At 45.8% G+C, this 24,703-nt stretch carries 25 protein-coding genes, 1 tRNA gene and 1 other annotated feature; of the genes, 5 read left to right on the top strand and 21 right to left on the bottom strand.

Annotated elements, in window-relative coordinates:
• Positions 1–28: 28 nt before the first annotated feature.
• Positions 29–1,696, bottom strand: a complete 1,668-nt coding sequence (locus tag ABIN22_RS20330) for a glutamine--tRNA ligase/YqeY domain fusion protein (RefSeq protein ID WP_109730546.1) — start codon at positions 1,694–1,696, stop codon at positions 29–31.
• Positions 1,697–1,891: 195 nt separating this feature from the next.
• On the opposite strand from ABIN22_RS20330, the gene ABIN22_RS20325 reads away from it, so the two are divergent.
• Positions 1,892–3,358: a sodium-dependent transporter gene (locus tag ABIN22_RS20325; protein ID WP_109730547.1), complete on the top strand. Its 1,467-nt coding sequence runs from the start codon at positions 1,892–1,894 to the stop codon at positions 3,356–3,358.
• Between the two features lie 92 nt (positions 3,359–3,450).
• Here the strand turns inward: ABIN22_RS20325 and ABIN22_RS20320 are convergent, their stop codons facing one another.
• From ABIN22_RS20320 to ABIN22_RS20305, 4 genes are all read right to left on the bottom strand, one after another.
• Positions 3,451–4,155 carry an NUDIX domain-containing protein gene (locus ABIN22_RS20320; protein ID WP_118620340.1) on the bottom strand — a complete coding sequence of 235 codons (705 nt, stop codon included), beginning with the start codon at positions 4,153–4,155 and terminating at the stop codon, positions 3,451–3,453.
• Positions 4,156–4,361: 206 nt separating this feature from the next.
• Positions 4,362–5,840, bottom strand: a complete 1,479-nt coding sequence (locus ABIN22_RS20315) for a DUF4367 domain-containing protein (RefSeq protein ID WP_346910807.1) — start codon at positions 5,838–5,840, stop codon at positions 4,362–4,364.
• A 5-nt stretch (positions 5,841–5,845) separates the two neighbouring features.
• Positions 5,846–6,361 carry an RNA polymerase sigma factor gene (locus ABIN22_RS20310; protein ID WP_109730550.1) on the bottom strand — a complete coding sequence of 172 codons (516 nt, stop codon included), beginning with the start codon at positions 6,359–6,361 and terminating at the stop codon, positions 5,846–5,848.
• A 191-nt stretch (positions 6,362–6,552) separates the two neighbouring features.
• Positions 6,553–6,885, bottom strand: a complete 333-nt coding sequence (locus ABIN22_RS20305) for a hypothetical protein (protein ID WP_109730551.1) — start codon at positions 6,883–6,885, stop codon at positions 6,553–6,555.
• 199 nt (positions 6,886–7,084) lie between these two features.
• Here ABIN22_RS20305 and ABIN22_RS20300 point away from each other — a divergent pair, with 199 nt between their 5' ends.
• The 3 genes from ABIN22_RS20300 (at position 7,085) to ABIN22_RS20290 (ending at position 10,542) form a co-directional block, all read left to right on the top strand.
• Positions 7,085–7,609, top strand: a complete 525-nt coding sequence (locus ABIN22_RS20300) for a DUF6512 family protein (RefSeq protein ID WP_118620338.1) — start codon at positions 7,085–7,087, stop codon at positions 7,607–7,609.
• A gap of 61 nt (positions 7,610–7,670) precedes the next feature.
• Positions 7,671–8,570: an ABC transporter ATP-binding protein gene (locus ABIN22_RS20295; RefSeq protein ID WP_118620337.1), complete on the top strand. Its 900-nt coding sequence runs from the start codon at positions 7,671–7,673 to the stop codon at positions 8,568–8,570.
• Positions 8,571–8,586: 16 nt separating this feature from the next.
• The gene (locus tag ABIN22_RS20290; protein WP_346910804.1) at positions 8,587–10,542 is read left to right on the top strand and encodes a DUF6449 domain-containing protein; all 1,956 of its coding nucleotides are present in this window, start codon (positions 8,587–8,589) and stop codon (positions 10,540–10,542) included.
• Between the two features lie 13 nt (positions 10,543–10,555).
• Here the strand turns inward: ABIN22_RS20290 and ABIN22_RS20285 are convergent, their stop codons facing one another.
• Entirely contained in the window at positions 10,556–11,902 is a 1,347-nt protein-coding gene (locus ABIN22_RS20285; RefSeq protein WP_346910802.1) for an MATE family efflux transporter, read from the bottom strand.
• A 146-nt stretch (positions 11,903–12,048) separates the two neighbouring features.
• On the opposite strand from ABIN22_RS20285, the gene dtd reads away from it, so the two are divergent.
• A complete protein-coding gene (gene dtd / locus ABIN22_RS20280) occupies positions 12,049–12,495 on the top strand; it encodes a D-aminoacyl-tRNA deacylase (RefSeq protein ID WP_109730556.1) in 447 nt (148 codons plus the stop codon).
• A gap of 12 nt (positions 12,496–12,507) precedes the next feature.
• Here dtd and ABIN22_RS20275 read toward each other — a convergent pair whose 3' ends face one another.
• From ABIN22_RS20275 to epsC, 15 genes are all read right to left on the bottom strand, one after another.
• Positions 12,508–13,251, bottom strand: coding sequence for an ABC transporter permease (locus tag ABIN22_RS20275; protein WP_346910800.1), 744 nt, complete (start codon positions 13,249–13,251; stop codon positions 12,508–12,510).
• Positions 13,251–14,123, bottom strand: coding sequence for an ABC transporter ATP-binding protein (locus tag ABIN22_RS20270; protein WP_346910798.1), 873 nt, complete (start codon positions 14,121–14,123; stop codon positions 13,251–13,253). Before ABIN22_RS20270 ends, ABIN22_RS20275 begins: the two co-directional genes overlap by 1 nt.
• Positions 14,124–14,271: 148 nt before the next feature.
• Positions 14,272–15,027 carry a LytR/AlgR family response regulator transcription factor gene (locus ABIN22_RS20265; protein ID WP_346910796.1) on the bottom strand — a complete coding sequence of 252 codons (756 nt, stop codon included), beginning with the start codon at positions 15,025–15,027 and terminating at the stop codon, positions 14,272–14,274.
• A 27-nt stretch (positions 15,028–15,054) separates the two neighbouring features.
• Complete coding sequence (locus tag ABIN22_RS20260; protein ID WP_346910794.1) at positions 15,055–16,410, bottom strand: sensor histidine kinase; 1,356 nt, start codon at positions 16,408–16,410, stop codon at positions 15,055–15,057.
• Between the two features lie 74 nt (positions 16,411–16,484).
• Complete coding sequence (locus ABIN22_RS20255; RefSeq protein ID WP_346910919.1) at positions 16,485–16,550, bottom strand: putative holin-like toxin; 66 nt, start codon at positions 16,548–16,550, stop codon at positions 16,485–16,487.
• Positions 16,551–16,707: 157 nt separating this feature from the next.
• A tRNA-Thr gene (locus ABIN22_RS20250) sits at positions 16,708–16,780 on the bottom strand.
• Between the two features lie 321 nt (positions 16,781–17,101).
• Positions 17,102–18,118, bottom strand: coding sequence for a cell wall hydrolase (locus tag ABIN22_RS20245; RefSeq protein WP_118620331.1), 1,017 nt, complete (start codon positions 18,116–18,118; stop codon positions 17,102–17,104).
• A gap of 76 nt (positions 18,119–18,194) precedes the next feature.
• Positions 18,195–18,851 (bottom strand): ABC-2 transporter permease, encoded by a 657-nt coding sequence (locus ABIN22_RS20240; RefSeq protein ID WP_109733206.1) that lies wholly within the window; start codon positions 18,849–18,851, stop codon positions 18,195–18,197.
• Complete coding sequence (locus tag ABIN22_RS20235; protein WP_118620391.1) at positions 18,848–19,696, bottom strand: ATP-binding cassette domain-containing protein; 849 nt, start codon at positions 19,694–19,696, stop codon at positions 18,848–18,850. The genes ABIN22_RS20240 and ABIN22_RS20235 overlap by 4 nt, the downstream gene beginning before the upstream one ends.
• A gap of 5 nt (positions 19,697–19,701) precedes the next feature.
• Positions 19,702–20,073, bottom strand: a complete 372-nt coding sequence (locus tag ABIN22_RS20230; RefSeq protein WP_109733205.1) for a GntR family transcriptional regulator — start codon at positions 20,071–20,073, stop codon at positions 19,702–19,704.
• Between the two features lie 179 nt (positions 20,074–20,252).
• Positions 20,253–20,864, bottom strand: coding sequence for a sigma-70 family RNA polymerase sigma factor (locus ABIN22_RS20225; protein ID WP_118620329.1), 612 nt, complete (start codon positions 20,862–20,864; stop codon positions 20,253–20,255).
• Positions 20,865–20,875: 11 nt separating this feature from the next.
• A complete protein-coding gene (rlmB, locus tag ABIN22_RS20220) occupies positions 20,876–21,658 on the bottom strand; it encodes a 23S rRNA (guanosine(2251)-2'-O)-methyltransferase RlmB (protein WP_416388291.1) in 783 nt (260 codons plus the stop codon).
• A 3-nt stretch (positions 21,659–21,661) separates the two neighbouring features.
• Positions 21,662–22,120: a Mini-ribonuclease 3 gene (locus ABIN22_RS20215; protein WP_346910791.1), complete on the bottom strand. Its 459-nt coding sequence runs from the start codon at positions 22,118–22,120 to the stop codon at positions 21,662–21,664.
• Positions 22,105–23,511, bottom strand: a complete 1,407-nt coding sequence (gene cysS, locus ABIN22_RS20210) for a cysteine--tRNA ligase (protein ID WP_109733201.1) — start codon at positions 23,509–23,511, stop codon at positions 22,105–22,107. Before cysS ends, ABIN22_RS20215 begins: the two co-directional genes overlap by 16 nt.
• Positions 23,498–24,214: a serine O-acetyltransferase EpsC gene (epsC, locus tag ABIN22_RS20205; protein WP_109733200.1), complete on the bottom strand. Its 717-nt coding sequence runs from the start codon at positions 24,212–24,214 to the stop codon at positions 23,498–23,500. Before epsC ends, cysS begins: the two co-directional genes overlap by 14 nt.
• 77 nt (positions 24,215–24,291) lie before the next feature.
• Positions 24,292–24,516: a binding site (T-box leader), on the bottom strand.
• Between the last annotated feature and the right edge of the window lie 187 nt (positions 24,517–24,703).

Here is a 24,703-nt window from a genome sequence, read left to right as displayed (position 1 = left end):
GCCCCGATACTTGTTTACTTTTGCTTCCTTATTTCGGTAATCTGAACGAACTCTTAAGCGAAACAATCCGGTTGAACACAAGCGCGTCCGGTGCGGAATCTTTTGCGTCAATACAGAAATAACCGTTTCTGACAAACTGGAAACTGTCATAGGCCTTCGCATCACCGAAACTCGGCTCCACATAACAGTCTTTCAAAATCTTAAGAGAATCCGGGTTCAGGTTCAGGGAACCGTCTTCCTTATTATAAACCCCCTTCTCTTCATCCACGAGGTTCTCGTAAAGTCTGACTTCCGCTTTTACCGCATAAGGAGCCGGTACCCAGTGGATCGTCCCCTTTACTTTTCTTCCTGTAAATCCGCTTCCGCACTTTGTCTCCGGATCGTAGGTACAGTGAATCTCAGTAACATTCCCATCCTCATCCTTTACAAAGCTTTCACATTTTACAAAGTATGCATGCATCAGACGGACTTCATTGCCCGGGAACAGACGGAAATACTTCTTCGGCGGTTCTTCCATGAAGTCTTCTCTTTCAATATAAAGTTCCCTGCAGAATGGAACCTTCCTGCTGCCAAGTTCTTCATTCTCCAGATTATTAGCCACATCGAGATACTCAACTTCTCCTTCCGGATAGTTGTCAATCACAAGCTTGATCGGATCCAATACAGCCATCATACGCGGCTTCTTCATCTTCAGGTCCTCACGGATGCAGTATTCCAGCATTGCATAATCGACAGAACTCTGGCTCTTGGACACGCCGCACATGTCAATGAACATCTTGATCGATTCCGGCGTGAACCCCCTTCTCCTCAGGGCCGCAATCGATACGAGGCGCGGATCATCCCAGCCGTCCACAATGCCGTCTTCCACAAGTTTTTTAATATAACGCTTCCCTGTCACAACATTTGTCAGGTACAGCTTTGAAAATTCAATCTGTCTCGGCGGCTGGACGAATTCACACTCTTTGACTACCCAGTCATACAGCGGCCTGTGATCCTCAAACTCCAGAGTACAGATGGAATGTGTAATTCCTTCAATCGCATCCTCCAGAGGGTGGGCGAAGTCGTACATCGGGTACACACACCATTTATCCCCCGTATTATGGTGGGACATACGTGCGACACGGTAAATGATCGGGTCTCTCATGTTGATATTCGGAGACGCCATATCAATCTTCGCGCGCAGGACCTTTTCCCCGTCCTTGTACTTTCCATCCTTCATATTCTGGAATAATTCCAGATTTTCCTCTACAGAACGATTCCTGTAGGGACTGTCCTTGCCCGGCTCCGTCAGCGTCCCCCTGTATTCACGGATTTCCTCCGGTGAGAGGTCACATACATACGCCTTGCCCTTCTTAATAAGCTTCACCGCATATTCATACATCTGATCAAAATAATCGGATGCAAAATACAGATGGTCCTTCCAGTCTGCCCCAAGCCACTGAATATCTTCCTTAATTGATTCCACAAACTCCACTTTCTCTTTCGTCGGGTTCGTATCGTCAAAACGCATATGGAATGTTCCATTATATTCCTGTGCCAGTCCATAATTCAAGAGAATGGACTTGGCATGTCCTATATGCAGGTACCCGTTCGGCTCCGGCGGGAACCTTGTACAGACATGGTCATACACACCTTCTGCCAGATCTTTGTCTATTTCCTGCTCAATAAAATTCTTTGAAACTGTCTCGTTTGCCATAGTTTCCTCCTCAAGTACTAACATTCTGCCAACTATCTTACCATAAAATGTATGCAACGACAAGGACCGGAAAACAATATTTTCATTTCCTTTTCCACGACATTGTGATATACTGTTGTGGTTTAAAGCGAAAAAGAATTTCAAAGGGGTCTGACCCCTTTGCGATCCGTTTTCTGATAACTTGGGAGGTTTTGTATGAAAAGAGAAAAATTTGGTTCCCGCCTTGGGTTTATTCTGGTTTCTGCCGGATGTGCCATCGGACTGGGGAACGTCTGGAAATTCCCGTATATGGCGGGGAAATTCGGCGGTGCGGCTTTTATTCTGATATATCTGATTTTCCTTGCAATTCTTGGAATGCCGATCATTGTCTGTGAGTTCAGTGTCGGCCGCGCCAGCCAGAAAAGCATTGCTACTTCTTATAATGCCCTTGAACCGGAGGGTACGCGCTGGCACTTTACACGCTGGTTTGCGATTGCCGGTAATTACATACTCGTGATGTTTTACTCGATGGTGGGTGGGTGGATGCTTTACTACTGCTTCCGTATGGCAAAGGGTGACTTTGCCGGTGTTACCTCGGACCAGGTATCGTCCAGCTTTGAAAATATGCTGGCATCGCCCGGGACGCTGATGCTGTGGACCGTTATCGTTGTTCTGATTGCGTTTGGTATCTGCAGCATCGGGCTGCAGAAGGGTGTGGAGAAGATCATGAAGGTAACCATGCTCTGCCTGCTTGCGATTATGGTTGTGCTTGCAGTCCGTTCTGTCACACTGGCAGGTTCCAGTGAAGGACTGCGTTTTTACCTCGTGCCGGATTTTCATAAGATGATGGAAAACGGGATCGGCAACGTTGTATTCGGTGCCATGAGCCAGGCGTTTTTCACCTTGAGTATCGGTATGGGCGGCATGGCAATCTTCGGAAGCTATCTGGACAAATCCCGTTCTCTGACCGGGGAGTCCTTAAGCATTGTGATTCTGGACACCTTTGTTGCATTAATGGCCGGGCTGATCGTCATCCCCGCATGCTTTGCATTCCATGTAGAACCCGCTGCCGGCCCGGGCCTCGTATTCATTACCCTGCCGAACATTTTCACACAAATGGCGGGCGGCCGGGTATGGGGATCCCTGTTCTTCCTGTTTCTGTTCTTTGCCGCGCTCTCTACTATTGTAGGCGTATTTGAAAACATTGTTTCCTTTGGCATGGATCTGTTCCATTTCAGCAGGAAAAAATCAGTAGGGATCAACATACTCCTGATTACGGTCTTAAGCATTCCATGTATACTCGGGTTCAGCGTCTGGTCTGGATTCCAGCCGCTCGGGACAGGGACAAATATTATGGACCTCGAAGATTTCCTGGTATCGAATAATATCCTGCCGCTCGGTTCCGTCGTATACCTGCTCTTCTGTACCCATAAAAACGGATGGGGCTGGAAAAATTTTATCAGGGAGGCAAACAGCGGAAAAGGTATGAAATTTCCGGAAAAAGTACGTGGTTATATGACCTATGTCCTGCCGTGGATCGTCGTAATCATCTACCTGAAGGGATACTATGATATGTTCAGCAAACAGGGCCCGGCCATCTTCATCACCTGGATGGTCATAGCCTTCCTGTTCCTCGGCATGATTCTGATGGTCACGAAAACCAGACGAAAAAAAATAAAATAGAGCTTCGCTTATGAAATAAAAAGGGGTATGTACGGAAATCGTTACTGTACATACCCTTTTATCATGAAATCAAATCCCTTGCTCTTTTAAAATCAGTCATTCAGCCTTCCTTTTAATATGGTCATGGCCTGCGCAATAATCGCCGCATGGTCCCCTGCAATCATCCCCCGCTCTCGGGCCGTAAACTTTTCTTCCCTGATCAGTCCCTTGTGACAGACATGCAGGATCTCCGCGCTGGTGTCCAGATTCTTTTCCTCATTCAGAAAATGCAGCTTATAGATTCTTCTTATAGTATCTTCATCCACAGATTCTTCCACACAATCCATAGAGACACTGCACCAGACTGCATCAGCCGCATCATCCCCCGCTTTCACGCGCACATTCTTCTCATCTACAAGCGCCATATAAGCTGTTGTAATGACACGCGCCCTCGGATCTCTGTCATAATCCCCGTATGCACCGATCTGTTCCATAACCAGATTCTCAACACCGGTCTCTTCCTGAAGTTCCCGTCTCGCCGTATCGTCCAGATTCTCATCCAGATCGATGAATCCTCCCGGCAGAGCCCAGAATCCGATCGTCGGGTGATTGCTCCGCTTAACGAGCAGGACCTTTAATCCCTCTAAAGAAGGCTTCAATTCCCCGCTGCAGCTAAAGACGGCAGCATCGGTCGTACAACTCGGCGTCTTGTATCTATAAGGATTATAATCATCCAGAAACTCCTCCAGACTCTGACCATCCTGATTCCGTTCCCCTGTTCCGTAAAATGGTGTGATATCTTTCAAAAATGACGGCATGTTCCTACCTCCTGCATCTCTGCCATATGTCAGTCTTTGCTCCTGCCTGCGCAATCGCTTTGACTCCTGGTTCTGTCATAGTAAAGGGACGGGATGATTCCCCGCCCCTTACTATTATATGAGATTTTTCAGTCTGTGTAAACAACATCTGAAGCAGCAAATCCAACCTTTTTATTTCAGCATGCAGAAGATGATCTTACCTCCTTTTAATTAATCTTAACATAAGGCTGTAGAATGGAGTCATTTGTTGAGCCGGATCCAGAGTAGAACCAGAGGTACAAATTGTCGAGATGATCCTCATCCACAACATAAATCAATGTGTATTCCAGTTCTTCGCCCGGCTCCACTGTCCTGAAATATGCCGATTTCTGCCGTTCTATCCCTTCTGTATGTGTCATCCCGTCAAAATATACAGGGAAACTGCTGCCATTAGCTGAACCCCACTGTAAATGATAATCCTCATTGGCCGAATAATAAAAATCCGGAGCATAAGAATAATTTCCATCGTCTCTCGGAACCAGATTTGTCAGGTCCGGTGCCATCGGAATCCCCATTTCCTCATTCATCCTTCCCTTTTCCCTGCTGCAGTTCTTTGCCTTCATCTTTACCACAACAAACTTTGACGCTATATTCTGTTCCAGAGACTCCTCATCAATCTTTCCCTCACTGCTGAGTCTGTATCTGTCATGAGGCTTCAGGGTTCCGTCCGGGTTTATCCACTGGGCAGCCGCGTCATAATCAGGATAATTTTCAGCCGGATATTCATCCAGTGAAACGGCATCCTTAATCTGGACATCTTCAACAGTAAAACGCATGTCTTCTTCAAACTTTGCCGACTCTGCATCATCCGGGTCATATAGCGGGTTCTTTACCTCATCACCGATCCCATAAATGGCATCCTTGGAAACACCGGCCTGATAGTAGGCCTCCCAGTCCGGCGAACCGCCCTTATCTTTCTCAATTTCTTCATCTGTTGCATATGGAACTACAGAATCCAGCACCGTTACTTTCAATCCTTCAGCCACTTTTATCAGCTCTTCGGCGGGCAGGTTATCGTTGCATGATATCCAGATACCATAACCAAACTCCTCGTTAAACAGATAAATATTTTTCGCTGTATCATCACTGTCTGTATAAAAACCGTCACTGACAAATACATCCGCCTTCATTCCACTGATTTCCAGATTCTTCATGTGCTCATCCCGGGGATAGTCCATAAAAGCGTTACCGTTTATTCGCTCCATCCGGTCCAGATCTGCCGCATTGAAGCCCTCGACCAGCATACTCTTGTCTGTAGCCTCATTACGCCATTTCCCGGCATAAGGTCCGTCTTTGGCAAATTCATACCCTTCCGGCATATAGGTAGCTTCGACTTTTATCTCATGCGCCTCCTTTTCCCTGTCCACCTGAAGGTTGTATCCGACCTTATCCTCTTCCTTATCCACGAGGTTTGCCGATAAGAACTTATTCGCAGCCACGGTCACAATCGACAGCCCCGCAACGAGTGCCGCTACGGCAGCCACGGCAGTCAGTACGCGGTGCTTCTTTGCATATCTCATCGTAACTTTTGTATCCATCCCGATTTCACTGTAAGCATTTGCGATCCCTCTATTCACATTCCCGGGGATCTCTGCTTCACTCGTTAAGATTCTTTTTATTTCTTTCTTGGAATATTCTTTTTTCATGCTCATTACCTCCTTGAAACCGCTGGTTCCAGTCTGTAGACTTTCTCAAATTGCTTCCGTCCCCTGACGAGCCTTGTTTTTACTGTGTTCTCTTCCAACTCAAGAATCTGGGCAATCTCCCTGATCTTAAATCCCTCCGCATAATATAGAAGCAGTATGATCCGGTATTTCTCTTCCAGCTGGTTCATAAGCTCCTCGAATTCACAATTTTGAAATGCCATACATACCTCCTCCTGCTCCGGAAATGCTTCGAGCAGAGACTCATGTTTCCCGGCCCTTATGATATCCTTACACTTATTGATCAGTATGCGTATCAGCCATGTCTTAAAATATTTCGGCTCTTTCAGGCCGTCAATTTTTTCATAGCATGTGATAATCGTATCCTGAATGGCATCTGCAATGTCCTCCGGGGAACGCAGATAACTTCTGGCCACCTTATACATATCTTGTTTATGAAGCTCCATCAGTTCAACAAAAGCCTGGTCGTCACGTTTTTGTGCTTTTTTAACGAGGTATTTCAAAATAAATCCCTCCTTCCCTCCTGTAATGCCGGCTGCTTACAATCATTAGACGGTGCACCCTTCTGAATAGTTTCATTTTATATGATAATTTATGCAAAGTAATGAAAAAACAACCTGCCCGGCGCTCTGCCTTGCTTTTGGCAGACCGTATGACAGATTGTCCCTTTATGAGCAGTTTTTCTTTTCCATTCTCACCGCTTAAGGTAATTCTCCACACCAGAAATAAGTTCAATGAAGCGGCATACCAAAACTTCCTTTACTTCCGGATCATCCTGTGCGATGTCAAAATCTGGAATCCCGATCAATGTCTGATTTGCAGCAGACCAGTCTCTGATTAAAAGAGATTCTATCCTTTCCCAGCCTTCATATTGAACCAGGACACATATTTCCAGATTATTATACATATTCTCAATAAATCTGAAAAAATATGGGACTTCCCCGATATAAGAACTGCAGATGAATTCTGATAAATCTTTCAGGTGCTTTCTTAATGGTTCAAGGTCCTCCCGTTTCAGGCTATTCATAATACCCTCCTCTGCTCTGCCTGTATCGCACCACATATTTTGATATAGTTAATTGTATCACAATCTCATATGAATCATGTTCTAATTCGACAAATTACAACATTATTCGACTATACGTTGATTGCCCAAAAGATGCTATGTATAGATTATGTGTATTATGTATATACTATCTGGAAAAACAATCCATCTGGAGGCTGTTATGAAACATTTTTACCGGAAACATAAAAAACTGTGTCTCTGTTCACTGGCGGGAATACTTTTTGTCAGTTCCGCCGGCTGCCTTATGCACTTTGTATATGAATGGTCCGGACAGAACTTCGTCCTCGGCCTGTTTGCCCCTGTCAGCGAATCCACATGGGAACATATGAAGCTTGCGTATTTCCCAATGCTTCTCTTTTTTCTTGTGGAATATATCTTTCTCTATAAATCCTATCCCCGCCTGCTTAAGGCCGATCTGGCTGGTATTCTGGCCGGGACACTGCTTATTCCTGTCATTTTCTATACGTATACCGGGATTCTGGGCACTCATAATCTCCCACTTGATATCCTCACCTTTATCATCAGTGCAGCGGCCGGGCTGTATGTACGCTGCCGGTGCGTTCTGGCAGATAAACGCAGAACACACACATTCTATTATTTTATCTGTGTACTCGTGCTCGGAGTAAGTTTTCTGATCTTCACGTACTACCCTCCCGATCTCGCCCTGTTTGTATCCCCGGTCTGACAGTGCCCTCCTTTTCCTCTCCGGGAATTTATGTTACAATGACCCGGAGAGGAGAATGAATATGATAGAAATCAACGACTTAACGAAAACTTTTCAGGACATCACGGCAGTGAACCACGTTTCCCTCGAAATACCAGAGGGTCAGGTGTTCGGCCTTCTCGGGACAAACGGTGCCGGGAAGAGCACTCTGCTCCGCATGCTGTCAGGTATCTTAAAACCAGACGGAGGCACGATCCTGATTGACGGTATACATATCTGGGACAATCCCCGTGTGAAAGAAAACTGTTTCTATTTATCTGACAAGCAGTATTTTTTCCCCAATGCGTCCCCTGAAGCTATGGGGCGTTTTTACAGGGGCCTTTACCCATCATTTTGCTTAGGGCGCTATCTGGACCTTCTGGATGATTTTGATTTTGACAGGTTTCGCAAGATACGCACGTTTTCAAAAGGCATGAAAAAACAGATTGCCGTCTTTGCCTCTATATGTGCAGAAACACCTTACATCTTCTGTGACGAAGTATTTGACGGTCTCGACCCTGTCATCCGGCAGTCTGTGACGGCCCTGATCAAATCAGAAATGAAGCGGCGCCCTCTGACTCCGGTCATTGCCTCACATAATCTGAAGGAACTGGAAGATTTCTGTGACCAAATCGGCATCCTGCACAAAGGTGGTGTACTGCTGTCCAGAGATATTCATTCCATGCAGTATAAAACGCAGAAACTACAATGTATCCTGAAAGAAGAACAGCTTTCCCGGCTTCTGGATCAGGCAGACCTTGTCTCTGTCAAACAGGAAGGTTTCCTCACCACACTCCTCCTTAGGGGCAGCCGCGGGGAAATCACTTCATTCATAGAACAATTTCAGCCGGAACGGTATGCATTTCTCCCGCTGACACTGGAAGAAATATTCATCAATGAAACGGAGGCGATCGGGTATGATATCAAACTGCTCTTTTCCTAAACTCTTCAAGGAGACTATGAAACGGCGTGTCTGGCTCGCCCTGTTGTCCATATATCTTTATCTGACCTATATTATAGATTTTACACTGGCCCAGTCGGGAAAAGCCCTGTTCATCGGGGATGATAAATTAGGGCCCGGCAGCAGAACTGTCTTTCTTGTCACAATCATATTGGCCGTCCTTAGCGCCTTTCAGGGATTCGGTTATCTGTTTTCGGAAGAAAAAACCGACTTTTATTTCAGCCTGCCAGTGAAACGCAGCAGACTCTTTTTTGCCGGATATTTCAGTTCCATAATGATTGCCGTCGTGCCGATGGTCTTTGCGCGTCTGGTCTGTTACATACTGGAAGGAAGCCGCTCCGGAGATGCACTGTATGTGACATGGATGGGAATTCTTCTGAATACCCTCGGCTTTCTGATGATCTTCCACCTGGTACTTGCAGTGATTCTGCTGACCGGACATTTGCTCATTGCAGCGGGCGGGACGATCCTTTTGTTCTTCTACGGGACAATTGCCTTCGGCCTCGTCATCGGAAAATACAGCAGTGCATTTTTTGATACCTATTACCGGGCTGACCTCATGAACTTCCTGACCGTCTGTGCCTCACCATACCAGTTGTACAGCACACTCGCCGGGACCGGCCGCGAGGAGGATATAGAAGGGTGGCTGCTTGCATCCCGTCTGCCAGAAATGGCCGCCGTTCTGATCATCATTGCCGTCACCTTTGTACTTATCTTCCTGCTCTTTCAGAAACGGCCGGCAGAAGCCGCCGGCCATGCACTGGCATTTAAGAAGACAAAGATTGTCCTGAAATTCATACTCGCCGTCCCTGCCGCACTCATCATCGGTTATTACATCATGCTGTGCTCTGTGGGCAGCCGCTCTTTCGTACTGTTGGTGACCGGGATCCTGTTCGGTGCCTTTACGATAAATGGCATTCTGGAAATCCTCTTTCAATTTGATATTCGGGGAATCCTCTCAGGGAAACTCCACTTCGCCATGATTAGTATCTTCTGCCTGATCATAGCCGGAAGTTTCGTCTCCGATCTCTGGGGATATGATGATTATACCCCTTCCGCCAGTGAGGTGCAGTCTGCGGCGGTATTTATCCGCGGTCTGGATGATCCGTCCTTTACAGGGAAAAACGGCGCTGATTTTGAAGGCTCCCGGGCAGACGCACAGCTTTCGGCCATGCAGCTTAAGGGCAGCGATAAAGAAGTCTTTCTGTCGTGGCTTGAGGATGTCCGTACTGCCGCAGCACATGTACCGGAACCGCTTACTTACGCCGCGGTCGCATATCACATGTCGGACAGCAGGACGATTTACCGAAAATATCCGGTTTCTGGCGAAGAAGAACTCGAGGCTTTCCATTCCATTTACGAAAGCAGTGCTTACAAAAAAGGAGCTTTCTCTGCCATCAGCCATAAATCACCCGGAATCAGGCAGTATGTATGGTCCAATGGAATAGAAAGCTATCATCTTGATTTGAACGGGGAGGAAAATGAACATCTGCTGAAGCTGCTCACCTCAGATCTGACCGGTTTAAGAATCAGTGATATAAAAAAAGACTTGCCGCTCGGAACCCTCTCACTCGTTTATGGAACCTCCGATTACGGCGAAGAGGCCCCGCTTTATCCTTGTTTTACGGCCACACTTGACTATCTGGAATCAGCCGGAATCCCGGCCCGTAAAACGGTCAGGGACTACCCGCTCACCCGGGTCCAGTTATTTGAAAAGAGCGAAAAAACAAGTGCTCTCGGTAAAAAAACCGCTTCACGCAGTCTGATACTTGATACCGGAGACGCCGGAGAAATCCAAAAGCTGTCCGGTCAGCTGCTCCCGGCAGAATATGCGGCAAATCAGCTTTTGAATCCTGTAAATACCAGTTATCCGGCTGTTATTAGCTGGAAGGACAGTTCAGGCAGAACCGTGAATTACAGTAATATGATATTAAAAGGAGATTTTGAGCAATAGGGGGGCTTTATGCTCAATCTCTTTTGGGTATTTTCGGCATCCATTTTCCTTTCCATCCATATAGCAGGATTAGAATGGCACCCACGAGCCATGAAGTCGGATATACCATCATAAGCAGATCCAGACTGTGCTTTACTGACATCGCGCCCCAGATCCATGCGATGCGGTACAGGCACAGTGAAATCAGGAAAACGAACATCGTCTCCATCGTCTTGCCGGCTCCCCGGATGGTGCCGGACAGGATCTGCAGAACTGCAAGCATCCAGTAGAACGGGCAGAAGAACCTCATAATATAGACGCCGCACTCCACGACCTCCCTATTCTTCGTAAATACTCCGATTACCTGCGGTGCAAAGGCCAGCAGCAGGATTCCGGTCGCGACTGTATAGACTATGCCCATTGCCACGGATGTAATCATACATTTCTTCACACGGTCCAGCTTCCCGGCTCCGATGTTCTGTCCCGTGAATGTTGTCGCCGCCATGCTGATGCTCAGTACCGGCAGCAGGTTAAAGCCGTCAATCTTAATATACGCGGCAAACCCGGCCATCACTACAGCCCCAAAGCTGTTAACCGTGGACTGTACAATGACATTAGAAAGTGAGATTACAATATTCTGGACACCCGTCGGCAGGCCGATTCTCAAGATTTTCCCGAGCAGGTGGTCATAAAAACGAATCTCCCGGAACCGCAGTTTATATATTTCATCTGTCCGCATCAGGAAACGGAGGATGAAGATACAGGAAAGAAGCTGGCTGATATCTGTTGCCAGTGCAGCCCCGATAATTCCCATTTTGAGCACTACTACAAACAACAAATCCAGAACAATATTCGAACACGCCGCAATCAGCAGGTAAACTAAAGATCGTTTAGAATTTCCAACTGCATTCAGGATTCCCGCCGCCATGTTATAGATAACCGAGAACACAATTCCTCCGAAAAATACCTGCAAATAGGTCACTGCCTGTGAAAACACCTCTGCCGGAGTCCCCATCGCACGCAGAATCAGCGGTGTCAGAAGCACACCGGCTATCGTCATAACGATTCCTGCCGCAATCGACAGTGCAACCGTCGTATGGACGGCCTTTCTGACGCCCTCTTTATCTCTGGCACCAAAAAACTGTGAGATCACAACTCCCGCCCCGGCCGAAGCGCCAATACAGAACCCGATCAGGAGATTTACAACAGAACTGCTCGCCCCCACGGCAGCCAGCGCCTCACTCCCGATATAATTCCCCACAATAATTGAATCCACTGTATTGTACAGCTGTTGGAACAAATTCCCCAGAATAAGCGGGACAGCAAAAAATAACAGCTTCTTCCAGATGCTGCCTTCTGTCATAATCGTTGTCTTTTTCATTCGTACAATCACCCCAAACCTCTCTTAAATTCCCCGGAAATTTCATTTTTTTCCATTTCCTTCTAGACTTTATTCTACCATAAGTTTAAAATAAAGTCTGTATCTAAAATTGAAGATACAAAGGATTTTTCATTCAGGAGGTTCATATGAAATTTGTCATACAAAGAGTCACGGAGGCTTCCGTGACGGTAGACCATGAAGTAATCGGAAGTATAGAAAAGGGACTGGTTGTCCTGATAGGCGTATCGGACAGCGATACCGAGGAGACGGCGGATAAAATGTTCCGCAAGATGACCGGTCTGCGCATCTTTGAGGATGCAGACGGTAAGACAAACCTTTCCCTTGCGGATGTAGACGGCAGTCTCCTGCTCATATCCCAGTTCACGCTTTACGCAAACTGCCGGAAAGGAAACCGGCCAAGCTTCATCGAAGCCGGTAAACCGGACAAAGCAAACGCACTTTATGAATATATCATTGAGAAATGCCGTACATCCGTACCTGTTGTACAGACCGGAAGATTCGGAGCAGACATGAAGGTCAGCCTTGTAAATGACGGACCCTTTACAATCGTGCTTGATTCCGATCAATTATAGGACTGGTCTGCTTTATTCTTTCTCATAGCCGTTCTTTTTATAGCAGAGCAGGAACAGGAGGAAGGCAAGCAGGATTTCACCGGCCAGAACAATCATATGCAGTGGACTCATGTGGAATGCCTTTCCTGACGCATACGCCGATGCCATTTCAGCGATTACCCCTGTGTACAGGAATCTGGATACCTTCTGTATGGACGGGACGATGGATGCAAACGTTGGAACCAGCATGAAGACAAGGATCAACGGCGTTGTCAGGGTTCCCGCGCTCATCTGGCTGCGGGCAAAGATTCCGACCAGCATGCCGAGGATGCAGCTTGTCAGGCTGGCCAGCAGCGTTGCAAATATATACATTCCCAGATTGATGTCAGCAAAGGATATTCCGCTGAGCGGAATCAGTATAATATTCACAAGCATGATTTCGGCCAGCGACGGGATCATGCTTCCCAGAAAGAACTCAACCCCGCTGACCGAGGATGTCATCAGCGTCCTCAATGTATGTTTTTCCTTCTCCTGTGCCAGAAGTGTGCTCGTCACAACCGTGCCGGTCATCGTAATATTCATCGTCAGTCCCAGATTCAGAATCACGCCAAGAAGCATGGACGGAATTTCTTTTCCATCCAGCATCGCTGCGTAAACCAGTTTCATGATGACCGTGATTCCCAGAACCATAACCGGTATCAGAATGACATTTTTATCAAACAGCGCCTTCGTCTTCATTTCTGTCACAGCCATTAATTTTCTTGTACAAATCTTCATTATCTCAGCTCCCTTCCTGTTACTGACAGAAATACATCCTCCAGAGTGGGCTCGCAGGAATGAATGATTTCCAACTCCCCGCCAGACATATATGCCGCAATCTTTTTTATGTTTTCTCCACTATGCTCCAGTACAAATTCTTCCTGATTTTTCAGCAGAATACGGTAATGCTTCTTTGTATTGTATTTGAGGCATATTTCTCTGGGGGTCCCTATCTCCACGATATTTCCGTCATTGAGCAGGGCAACCCTGTCACACAGCTTTGCCGCCTCTTCCATATTATGGGTAGTAAGGAAAATCGCCATCCCCCTGTCTCTTTGCTCCTTGAGCAGTCCGTGGATCTCCTGTGCCGTAGACGGGTCCAGCCCGCTTGTTGGTTCATCGAGGAATAAAATCTTTGGCTGGTGCAGCACGGATCTCATCAGGACCAGACGCTGAGTCTGCCCTTTGGATAGTTTGCCTGCCTGTTTTTTTCTATGCTCCCATAACCCTGCCCTTTTTAGCAGTTCTTCGATTCTCCCCTGATCCACATTCAGGATTCTTGCAAAATATTTCAGATTATCATATACCGTCATATTCTCATAGATTCCGCTGTTGTCAGTAACGATACCGATCTGCTCGTAAATAGAGCTGTCGATCTCCTTCGTATTCCTGCCCAGAATATAAGCGTCCCCGGACGTCTGCCTCAGCTGCCCTGTCAGGATTTTAATTGTTGTCGTCTTGCCTGCCCCGGAAGGTCCTAAGAATCCAAGTATTTCTCCTTCCCCGACCCGGAAACTGATATCCCTCAATGCCGACTCCGTCTGGTATTTTTTTGATATGTGGCTTAATGTGATCATTTCCTGACTGTTTGTCTGTACCATATCACTCATCCTTTCTCTCCTTGATGAGCCAACTATATCAAAAATGCCCCTCTTAGAATAAAAAATGCCCGGAATGTATCACAGAGTGCCTGAAATGCATTTCGGGTTTCTTTGTCATTATTATGTATGATGTTGGGGTCAAAAGGTATTTTCCCCCCTAAAGCCTGCAGATTTCTGCCAGCTTCGGCTTCATGGACCTCGATACAAGGCATATCTGTCCGTTTTGCATCGTAATCTCGTTGTTCTTCAGGTCAACAGACCGTATCTTCTCCCTGTTCACAAGGAATGCCCTGTGGCATCTGATGAAATTACTGCCGGTCTGTTCCTCTATCTCAGATAATTTCCCGATAAAATCTAACCGTTCACTCTCCGTATAAAGCAGGATCCTGTGGGTCCTTGGCGAAGTCTCAAAGCAAATGATTTCAGCGAGCGGGATATGTCTGAGTGAATCTGCCATTTTTACAGTAAAATACGGCGCCGCTGAAGTCTCTGCATCCATCTCCTCCAGCATCCGTTTCGCAATCACCTGGAGACAGTCCCGTATGGCCGGAAGCATTTTCAGGATGTCATCTTTCACGATATAATCCAGGGCTTCCACATGGTATTGGAAAGTCTTGAAAGCAAGGTCCCTGAAAGAAGTAATATAAATAATAAAGCCTCTCGGATCAAACTTGCGGATCTCCCTGCCCAGCCAGAAACCATCCCGTTCACTTCGTTTCTGCTTCAGGTCCACGTCGAGAAAGTAGATCCCTCTCTTCTGCTTTTGTCTGGCCATATCCAGAAGCTCTTCCGGATCACCTGTGCATAGCACAGTCTGCATATCATGGCCCCCGATCAGAATCTGGCGTGCGATCTCATCACTTAGTATCTTTCTCATTTTCTCTTCGTCATCACATATGTAAACTGTCAGCATTATTTTATCTCCTGTTGTGGTTTACTTTTATCCCTTATTCATGATTTTTATCTCCTGCGTGAATATATGATTCTTCCAGCTTGTCACAGGAAATACATTTTCATACTTCCCAAGAATCCTCTGGTATCCCGGCAGCCCGAGTCCCCGCCCTTCCCCTTTCGTCGAGTACCCTTCCTTCCAGATACTGTGCAGGGCCAGTTCCTTATTCCACGGATTACTGACTATGATCGTAACCGTATCTTCCTGCCTGCTGATAATCAGGTCAACCGAAGAGCCTTCCATGATATCCGCCGCTTCTATCGCATTATCCAGCAGGATTCCAAGACACCGGTTCAGGTCGAGAACATCCATTGAAACTTCGGTAACCGGACGGAACACCTCCAGATTGCAGACAATCTGTTTCTCTTTCATACGGCTGAGTTTCGAGAGGACAAGACTCTTGAGTTCCGGAATCTGAATATTGCCCAGCTGGCCCGCCTCCCTTATGTTCTCTCCCACTTTATAGTCAAAATCTGCTTCCATCTTCCTGAGTGCATTCTTGATTTCCTGCGTATTTCCTTCCTCCGCATAGACAGACATACCGGAAAGTATATTCTTGTAATCATGCCGGAATGCCCTCATCTCCTTTTGGATGGCTTCCAGATTCTCCATGTAATGTCTCTGCTCCAGCAGCATCGCTTCCTGCATCCTGATCTTTGAATCACGCTCCCCCTTTGCAGATATATAGGTAAAAAAGCATAGGATAAGAAGCAGGAATGTCAGGATACTCAATATATATGTAAAATTAAAGTTAGCCTGAAACACATCTTTCATCGTAAAAAGCAGTTCAACAAAAATCTCCAGCACCAAGGCGGCTGACGCCGTAAAAACCAGACTCTTCTCATCCGACAAAAGAAACCTCATATACCGTCCAAGCTGAAGCCGGGTCAAAAGCAGGCAGATGGCAAAAACAACAGCCGGATACACTATAACCATCCAGAATATGTATTTTACTAATCCCGCGGACTCCGCGATAGATACACCCGAAATTATGGACGCAAATATGGCCCCTGTCCCGACCTGCATGACCGCCGCAAGAGCAAGTGCAGTCAATGATTTTAAAGGATGCCACTTTAGATAGACAGTAATGAGAATTACATTCAGGCCGATTGTAACCAGGGACGATAATGCATAGCTCAACAGAATATGAATGGAAACCATATAATACAAAAACCAGGCCGCCAGCGTCGTCAGCGAGACAGATATAAGCATCATCCGCCCCACAGCCTTCCAACGGATTCTGGAGTCCGCAATCGCAAACAGAAACAGATATAACACGAGATGTGAACTAATTGAGTCAATAACAAATATAAATATTGTGCGTATAATTAATGAAACCGGCATAGTCAGAAAACCTCTTGTTCTTTAAACAGTGTTTAGATTCAATAAAATCTCCCTTTACAATCAATGGAAGTATGCTAAAGCAGTGCTATGAGAAATGAACCACCTAAAAACAATAGGCTGAGGACTTCATATGTATTCATTCGCACCACCTCCCCTCTTCTATAAAGTATGGGAGGCTTCCACCTTGTACACAGCTGCTCCATGAATTAATAATAGCATATGTATTTTAATCACACAATCGTCAATAACTTTAAAAAAAGACTTTCAAGAGTTGATATCTCTTGAAAGTCTTTTTTAAGCTGTCGAGCGGAATCGAACCGCCGACCTCCGCCTTACCAAGGCGACGCTCTACCGACTGAGCCACGACAGCCTGTACGTAATGCATACGCAACGGTATTAATATACACTAAAAAGAGTATAGTTGTCAATATGATTTTTCAAATAAATTATAAATCCATTGACAATTCGTTACTGTTCACACCCTGCGGGCGTGCACAGTAACGGCATCTGCTTATTTCAAGTCGCCTTCGGCGAGAAGCAGATGCCCTGAGACCATCACTTTATTGGCCCGATGCCGTGCAGCAGGGTGCACGGCACGGTGTGAACAGTAACGACAATTCATCCTCTTAAAAGACCTCCAATGCAGCTGTGGCATCTGCCAAATCTGCTTTAGAGGTCTTTGATTTAAATTCTACCAACTCTGGAAGAAAACATTGTTCCCAACATTCACGCCGCCTTTGCTAGTGGCTCCTGCATAGAGGAAAAAGTAGCAGTCCGCTACGGAAGCCAGTTTCGCCCCTGCGAGGGCATCTTCTGCCACCTGGCAGGATAAATTGCTCGGCCCTCTTGACAGGACTGCATCGAGGCTGCCTAAAGTAACCGGTTCGAACTGGTTAGATGCATATACGACTTCTGCAATTGTATTCGGGAAGCGGGAATCATTTACACGGTTCATAATCACGGTTGCGACGGCAAGGAGTGAATTGTAATCCTGATACGCCTCACATTCTATAATCGCGGCAAGCAGCTTCTCTTCTTCTGCCGATACTTTCATGGCCGTTCCCCGCACGATTCTTCCGTCCGTACTCATCACCACATTAGATGACGTATTCTGGATCTGTACCTTTAAAGCCTCCAGATCTGTGGATGTCTCTTTCGCCTTTGCTTCAAGCTCCTTCTGACGCTTATCCAGCCGGGTCTTTAAATCCCCCAGTGCGTTTTTCTGTGCCTTCAGTGTCTTTTCTTTCGCAGCAATATCGTCACTGATCGCCGTCAGTTTGTCCAGCATCTCTCTGTCATAGTCACTGACATTCTGCACAAATTCTGCCTTATTCAGGAAGTCTGCCATATTATCCGCAGAGAAAAGTAATTCCAAGAGTGTGGCATCGCCGGTCTCATACATATACTTTATCCGTGCCTTCATATCTTCATACTGTTTGTTCTCATCTTCCTGTGCGGCACGCAGAGAATCTTCTGTACGAAGAATTTCCGCTGACATCATCTCTGTCTGCATCTGCGTGTCAGCAATCTCTTCGCTGATAGAAGCCAGTTCTTTGTTGATTCCATCCAGTTCTGTCTGGAGGCTGGAGGCCTTCTCCTGAACAGATGAAAACTCTTTCGCCTGTCCTAAAGCAGGCGGACACAACATTGCAATCGTACAAATAAGGGCAATTCCTGCATTTAATTTTTGTCTTGGGTATAATTTCATACTATAGAGATTCCTTTCTGAAAAGTCGTCTGTTTTTGTATTATACTACAAGATGCCCTCTAAAGCAAATCTGTTTTTAAAACTGTTTTTTCTCCATAATCCTGAGTGATATAAAATATGATACCACGCAGGCTGCAATGCAGATGGCAGCTACTGTGAATGCGAGCCCCCGGGCACCCATATTTGTGATGATGTTTGAGATATCATCTATATTGATTCCCATTGACTTCATCACGTATGAGGCAGCAAAACATAGTATAAAGATACCCCCAACGACTCCAATCATGGCTGCCCTTCCCTTATCTGCGCCGAACTTCAACTGGACCGGAATGGTAAGGGCCAGAAAGACAGCCGGCAGACACAACATAATAGCCGCCGTTATAATCCATTCTGTCTGATTTGTCCCAGGCTGCCTGAGCGCCGTATATACAGCTGCTATCACGGTCGATGCAAACCATGCACCCAGAGCTGTCAGTATGCCAAATACATATTTTTCTATGACATACAGTTTTCTGGTTATCGGTAATGTAAATAAAAAGGCATTGCTATTATCGAATTCGTCATAACTGATCGTGCTAAGCGTAAACATTGAGAATAGAAAAGTGGAATAGCTGACCATGATCATGGGATTCTTTTGTGTAATCATTAACATCATACCCACCACACAAATTATGAGAAAGAAATTCATCTGGTTTTTTAACAGCTTCAAATCTTTTATTAATAATCCTTTCATTTACTTTCCCCCCTTATCATCATTGTGATTACCTCATCGATATTACCTTTTTCTACCGCAATTCCCGGATAGTTTTCTATATAATACTGTTTCTGGTTTGTCAGGCAGCTGTATCCGAAATTTTCCCTTTTTCTTTTTAGGATGTAACGTTTGTCTAATTTGCCGTACTGTGCTTCTGTAACCTTCAGTAAACCATAATCACCAAGAAGCCGGTCCGTATCCTCATGCATAATAATACTGCCGTCATGGATCATGTAAAGGTCATCACACAGCCCTTCCAGATCGCTTGAAATATGGGAACTGATCAGTATTGAGCGGTTACCGTCTTCCATATATTCCCTCATCATATCCAGCAGCTCATCTCTTGCGATGACATCGAGTCCCGCTGTCGGTTCGTCCAGAATAAGGAGCTTCGCATCGTGCGACATGGCAACGAGTACCTTCAGCTTCGCCTTCATGCCTGTTGAAAAATCCTTAATTTTCTTGTCCATCGGCAGGCTGAACTTCCTGCATCTCTTTTGGAAATCTGCTTTCTGAAAGGATGTATACATACTGGATAAAATCGGTATGATATCATGAACCGTAAGATATCCGCTGAATCCGGAACCCGACAGGACAACACCTATGTTTTCCCTGTCTTCTTTTGATAGTTCTGTTACATCTTTCCCGAAAACTTCAATCCTGCCCCCGTCAATACTGATCAGGCCAAGGACAGCCTTAAATGTAGTACTCTTCCCTGCCCCGTTCTGCCCGATCAGCCCGGTCACACAGCCATCCTGCAGTTCGAGGGAACATTTTAAATCAAATTGTTCATAATGTTTTTCTACGTTTTCTAATTTTAGTATCATTACTAATCCTCCAAAATGATTTGAAATAATTCTGTAATCTCCTGATTGCTCATACCACAGCTTCTGCCCTTCCTGATGGCCATCTCAAGGTCGGCTTCCACTTCCTTCTTCTTCTCTTCCAGCATAAACTCCTGATTGGCACAGGCTACGAAACTGCCTTTGCCGTGCACGGTTACGATGAATCCCTCCTGCTCCAGTGCATCATATGCTTTCTTAACGGTCAGTGCACTGACCCTCAGATCCTTAGCCAATGTACGGACAGACGGGAGCATCGTGTCTTCCGACAGTTCACCCTCCATAATCTTCGTCCTGATCTGGATACCAATCTGTTCATAAATGGGCTGCATGGAAGAATTATTGATAATTAACTTCATAGCAATCCTCCTTTGTTCATAAACAGTATATAACAGTATAGAACTGTTGTCAACTGTTATATACTGTTTATTTATTATTTTTTATAAAAAATCAAAAACCGCAGGAGAGAATGGTATCATATCATTCTCTCCTGCGGTTATAACTGGTTCAATATGGATTATGAAACATTTATTTTCTGTTATTCCAACAGTTTCCCTGCCTTATTCCTGATCCGCTGCAGCGCATTATCAATTGCTTTCGGGCTTTTTCCGAGCAGTTCTGCGATTGTCTTATAATCCGTCCCTAAAAGATGCAGATACAGGACATGGTTCTCCAGTGCACTCAGATTCTGCTTCAATTCATCAACAAAAGCTTCCGTAAATTCTTTTCCGAAATACAGCGCCTCTGGATTGTTCTCTATCTCAGGCTCTATCGTATCGATCAGCGGCAGTTTTTTTTCTTCATCCGTACTTTCCCCCTCCTCATAGAGGGAGACATAAGAATTCAGAGGAATATGCTTTTTTCTTTTCGACGCCTCTATGGCTGTGTACATCTGTCTGGATACGCACAGCTCTGCAAAGCTTGCGAAGGATGCCCTCTGGGAAATATCGTAGTCGCGCACGGCTTTAATAAGGCCAATCATTCCTTCCTGGATGAGATCTTCGTTCTCCCCTCCGATCAGGTACATTGCCCTTGCCTTTTTACGCACCATTGACTTATATTTCATCATGATATAATCCATGATTTCTGATTCACCATTATTAAAGTCTGCAATCAGCTGCTCGTCTGGTATTGCATCGTACTTGCTCATCAGCGTTTCCCCTACTTCATCCTCTGGCGGACAATCTCGTATGCCATCACACCTGCGGCTACAGATGCATTCAGAGAATCTATTTCTCCCTTCATAGGAATACTTGCTACAAAATCACACTTTTCTTTCACAAGACGTCCGACACCCTCGCCTTCATTTCCGATCACAAGGCCGATCGGCCCTGTCAGGTTCAGCCGGTACATAGACTCGCCGCCCATATCCGCACATACAAACCAGAGACCTCTCTCCTTGAGCTCTTCCATCGTCTTTGCAAGGTTTGTCACTTTGGCAACCGGTGTGTAGTTCAGGGCACCTGCTGAAGTCTTTGCAACCGTCGCCGTGAGGCCGGAAGCCCTGCGCTTCGGTATGATAACCCCATGCGCCCCCGCCAGATTTGCTGTCCGGATGATTGCCCCCAGATTATGAGGGTCTTCAATATTGTCCAGCAGGATAAAAAAAGGATCTTCACCCTTTTCCTCTGCCTTTTTAAACAGGTCATCAATCTCCGCATATTCGTAGGCTGCCGCATAGGCTATCACACCTTGGTGTTTGCCGGTTTCACTAAGCTGTGAAAGTCTGTCTTTTCCAACAAAGTTTAAAATAGTATCATGCTTTTTTGCTTCCCTGACAATTGTTCTGACCGGACCGTCCTGACAGCCGTCCAGGATGAAAACCTTATCAATCGGTTTTCCGGAGCGGAATGCCTCCAGTACTGCATTTCTTCCTTCTATTACCAGAGTATGCTCTGTATTTTCCTGTTCATTTTTTATATTTTCCTGCATCTTATTCTCCATTTTCTATTTTTGTTCAAAATACGCTTCATCCAGACTGTCAAGCCCGGCTTTTACAAGCTCCAGCAGCCTTTTGTATTCCTTTTTCATGTAGAGATAGCCAAGGAGCGCCTCGAACCCGGTTGCCCTTCTGTAGTCCGTGATGGACTGGTTTTTCGCGGGTGACACGGACTTTGCATTTCTCCCCCGCCTGTAAACCGCGTGTTCTTCTTCCGTGAGCAGATCCTGCATCGAACGCATCATCAGCGACTGTGTGGATGCCTGTACAAACCTGCTTGTCTCTTCATGCAGTTTATGCACCTGCTTGTTTCCTCTGTTGATGATCATGGTCTTGATAACCAGATCATAGACACAGTCTCCGATAAACGCCAGAACAAGAGGTGAATAGCTTGTAATATCCACCTCTTGTAAATCCAGCGTTTTTTCTATATAATTGTGAAACTCAAATTTTACGCTTTCTTCCATTTTACTCCTTCTCGTGTATCTTCCAGAATAATTCCTTTTGCAAGCAGTTCATCCCTGATCTCATCTGCTCTTGCAAAATTCTTTGCCTTTCTTGCCGCCTGACGCTCTTCGATCAATGCCTCAATGTCTTCCGCCAGCAGTTCTTCCTCTTTCTCCACAATGATTCCGAGCACATCTGTCAGTTTCAGGATCAGGTCCAGTATCCCCTGCAAATATGCTTTAGAACTGTCTTCATTTGCCGTTGTGTTGGAATATTTCACCAAATCAAAGATGGATGCTATCGCATCGGCTGTATTGAAGTCATCGTCCATCGCACGTTCGAAGGAATCTACATACTCTGAAGTCTTTGCAAATGCTTGTTTCTCAGCCTCTGTCATCTTCTCTGCCTTTGCATTTCCAATGAGGAATTTAAGATTATCTGCTGCTGTTATGATGCGGTCAAGCCCTGTCTTTGCGGCGGCCATCAGGTCTGCACTGAAGTTCAGCGGTGTCCTGTAATGTGCTCCCAGCATAAAGAACCGAAGTACCTGCAGGTCATATTTTTCACTGATTTCCCTGACTGTGAAGAAGTTGCCAAGAGATTTGGACATCTTCTTATTGTCTATGTTCAGGAATGCGTTGTGCATCCAGTATTTTGCAAAATCTTTTCCATTGGCTGCCTCACTCTGGGCGATCTCATTCTCATGGTGGGGGAACACAAGGTCTTCTCCTCCTGCATGAATATCGATCTGTTCGCCCAGATATTTTTTAGACATCTCAGAACACTCGATGTGCCATCCGGGACGTCCCTCGCTCCACGGTGACTCCCATGCCGGTTCACCTTCTTTTTTCGGTTTCCAGAGTACGAAATCCAGTGAGTCTTCCTTTTCATCCTGTCCTGACACTAAGAGAGAACGTCCGCCTGACTGGAGGTCATCCAGATTCTTATGTGACAGCTTGCCGTAGCCCTCAAACTTCCTTGTACGGAAATATACCGTACCATTTTTTTCATATGCATAACCCTTGTCAATGAGTGTCTGTATCATATCAACCATACCACAGATTTCCTCTGTTGCAAGCGGATTCTTCGTCGCGGGCTTCACGTTCATGCCTTCCATATCCTTTTTACACTCCGCAATATAGCGCTTGGAAATCTCGTCTGCCGTCACGCCCTCTTCAATTGCTTTTTTGATGATCTTGTCGTCCACATCCGTGAAGTTGGAAACGAAGTTCACATCATACCCTTTATACTCAAAGTATCTTCTGACCGTATCAAATACGATCATCGGCCTTGCATTCCCGATGTGGATGAAGTTATACACAGTGGGGCCGCACACGTACATCCTGACCCTGCCTTCTTCCAAAGGCACAAATTCTTCTTTTTTCTTTGACATTGTATTATAAATTTTCATCGTTCTTCTCCTCTTTCTTTTCCTCTTTTATCTCACAATCCTGCTGTATCATACACCTCATATGCTTCTCCATCTCTTTGAGCTGGCTGTACAGGCGGATATTATCATTCTGAAGCTCTCTGATGTCATTTAGTACCGGGTCAGGCAGGTGAACCTGATCCATATCAATCCGCGGCACCTTCTGGTCTCCCATCTTCACAACACGTCCCGGCACACCGACAACCGTACAGTTCGGCGGAACCTCCTCAAGCACAACAGAGCCTGCTCCGATCTTCGAATTCTCCCCGATGGTAAAGGACCCAAGTATCTTCGCCCCCGCACTTACCATGACATTATCCTTCAGCGTCGGGTGTCTCTTTCCCTGTTCCTTGCCTGTACCGCCGAGTGTTACCCCCTGATAGAGAGTAACATTATCCCCGATAATCGTAGTCTCCCCGATGATCACACCGCTTCCGTGGTCAATAAAGAGCCCTTTCCCTATCTCCGCCCCCGGATGAATCTCAATCCCTGTCTTGCGTGCCGCCCTCTGGGATATCCAGCGGGCAAGGAAATAGTGCCCCTTCAGATACAGCTTATGGGCCACTCTGTATCTAAGTATAACTTTAAAACTGGGGTAAAGCAAGACCTCCATATTAGATTTAATGGCAGGATCACGTTCCCGTATTACCTGAATCTCATTCTTTATATAAGATATCATTCCCATATCATATTCCTCCATTCCCTGGAATGTTTGACTTTCACGGCAAGTTGCCCACAGAAACAAAAAGACCCCGTCTCTGCATTAGAGACGAAGTCATATCCGCGGTTCCACTCTATTAAAAGAATCTCTTCTTTCACTCAGCGCATGTAACGTATGCCTTACGTATCCTGCTACTTGGAAATCCCTTTTGCAGAATCAGCTCCCGGATGCACTTCACAAATCCTTCCCCTGAGACTGCTTACAGCCGGTGACAGCCTCTCTCTGAAAGTTTCGAATCAGTTACTCTTTCCGTTCATTGCCTTTGCTTCAGTATTGATATAGATATATATTATTCAAAAATTTCCAATTTGTCAACATAATTCGAAGTCTGAAAAGTCTGAAAACGGTCCGCAAAAGGGGAGCAAAACAATGGAGAACGGGTTTATAAATTTAAGAAAAAATAAATAAAAAATTTTTTGGTTAATTTGGGGTTAGTTTTTAAATAAATTTAAA

The organism is Faecalicatena orotica, from assembly GCF_905197545.1.
GTDB lineage: Bacteria > Bacillota > Clostridia > Lachnospirales > Lachnospiraceae > Faecalicatena_A > Faecalicatena_A orotica.
The sequence above is the reverse complement of the archived record's forward strand: the minus strand, read 5'-3'. Positions and strand labels throughout refer to the sequence as shown.

What these genes read in the sequence shown, in the direction of transcription:
- ABIN22_RS20325 (WP_109730547.1), top strand. Translation starts at nt 1,892, where the DNA reads ATGAAAAGAGAAAAATTTGGTTCCCGCCTTGGGTTTATTCTGGTTTCT.
- ABIN22_RS20215 (WP_346910791.1), bottom strand. Translation starts at nt 22,120, where the DNA reads ATGGAAGAAAGCGTAAAATTTGAGTTTCACAATTATATAGAAAAAACG.
- ABIN22_RS20330 (WP_109730546.1), bottom strand. Translation starts at nt 1,696, where the DNA reads ATGGCAAACGAGACAGTTTCAAAGAATTTTATTGAGCAGGAAATAGAC.
- ABIN22_RS20225 (WP_118620329.1), bottom strand. Translation starts at nt 20,864, where the DNA reads ATGAGCAAGTACGATGCAATACCAGACGAGCAGCTGATTGCAGACTTT.
- ABIN22_RS20230 (WP_109733205.1), bottom strand. Translation starts at nt 20,073, where the DNA reads ATGAAGTTAATTATCAATAATTCTTCCATGCAGCCCATTTATGAACAG.
- ABIN22_RS20315 (WP_346910807.1), bottom strand. Translation starts at nt 5,840, where the DNA reads ATGAAAAAAGAATATTCCAAGAAAGAAATAAAAAGAATCTTAACGAGT.
- ABIN22_RS20265 (WP_346910796.1), bottom strand. Translation starts at nt 15,027, where the DNA reads ATGCTGACAGTTTACATATGTGATGACGAAGAGAAAATGAGAAAGATA.
- ABIN22_RS20275 (WP_346910800.1), bottom strand. Translation starts at nt 13,251, where the DNA reads ATGAAGATTTGTACAAGAAAATTAATGGCTGTGACAGAAATGAAGACG.
- ABIN22_RS20240 (WP_109733206.1), bottom strand. Translation starts at nt 18,851, where the DNA reads ATGAAAGGATTATTAATAAAAGATTTGAAGCTGTTAAAAAACCAGATG.
- epsC (WP_109733200.1), bottom strand. Translation starts at nt 24,214, where the DNA reads ATGGGAATGATATCTTATATAAAGAATGAGATTCAGGTAATACGGGAA.
- ABIN22_RS20245 (WP_118620331.1), bottom strand. Translation starts at nt 18,118, where the DNA reads ATGAAATTATACCCAAGACAAAAATTAAATGCAGGAATTGCCCTTATT.
- ABIN22_RS20295 (WP_118620337.1), top strand. Translation starts at nt 7,671, where the DNA reads ATGATAGAAATCAACGACTTAACGAAAACTTTTCAGGACATCACGGCA.
- ABIN22_RS20305 (WP_109730551.1), bottom strand. Translation starts at nt 6,885, where the DNA reads ATGAATAGCCTGAAACGGGAGGACCTTGAACCATTAAGAAAGCACCTG.
- ABIN22_RS20320 (WP_118620340.1), bottom strand. Translation starts at nt 4,155, where the DNA reads ATGCCGTCATTTTTGAAAGATATCACACCATTTTACGGAACAGGGGAA.
- ABIN22_RS20290 (WP_346910804.1), top strand. Translation starts at nt 8,587, where the DNA reads ATGAAACGGCGTGTCTGGCTCGCCCTGTTGTCCATATATCTTTATCTG.
- ABIN22_RS20285 (WP_346910802.1), bottom strand. Translation starts at nt 11,902, where the DNA reads ATGAAAAAGACAACGATTATGACAGAAGGCAGCATCTGGAAGAAGCTG.
- rlmB (WP_416388291.1), bottom strand. Translation starts at nt 21,658, where the DNA reads ATGGAGAATAAGATGCAGGAAAATATAAAAAATGAACAGGAAAATACA.
- dtd (WP_109730556.1), top strand. Translation starts at nt 12,049, where the DNA reads ATGAAATTTGTCATACAAAGAGTCACGGAGGCTTCCGTGACGGTAGAC.
- ABIN22_RS20260 (WP_346910794.1), bottom strand. Translation starts at nt 16,410, where the DNA reads ATGCCGGTTTCATTAATTATACGCACAATATTTATATTTGTTATTGAC.
- ABIN22_RS20300 (WP_118620338.1), top strand. Translation starts at nt 7,085, where the DNA reads ATGAAACATTTTTACCGGAAACATAAAAAACTGTGTCTCTGTTCACTG.
- cysS (WP_109733201.1), bottom strand. Translation starts at nt 23,511, where the DNA reads ATGAAAATTTATAATACAATGTCAAAGAAAAAAGAAGAATTTGTGCCT.
- ABIN22_RS20270 (WP_346910798.1), bottom strand. Translation starts at nt 14,123, where the DNA reads ATGAGTGATATGGTACAGACAAACAGTCAGGAAATGATCACATTAAGC.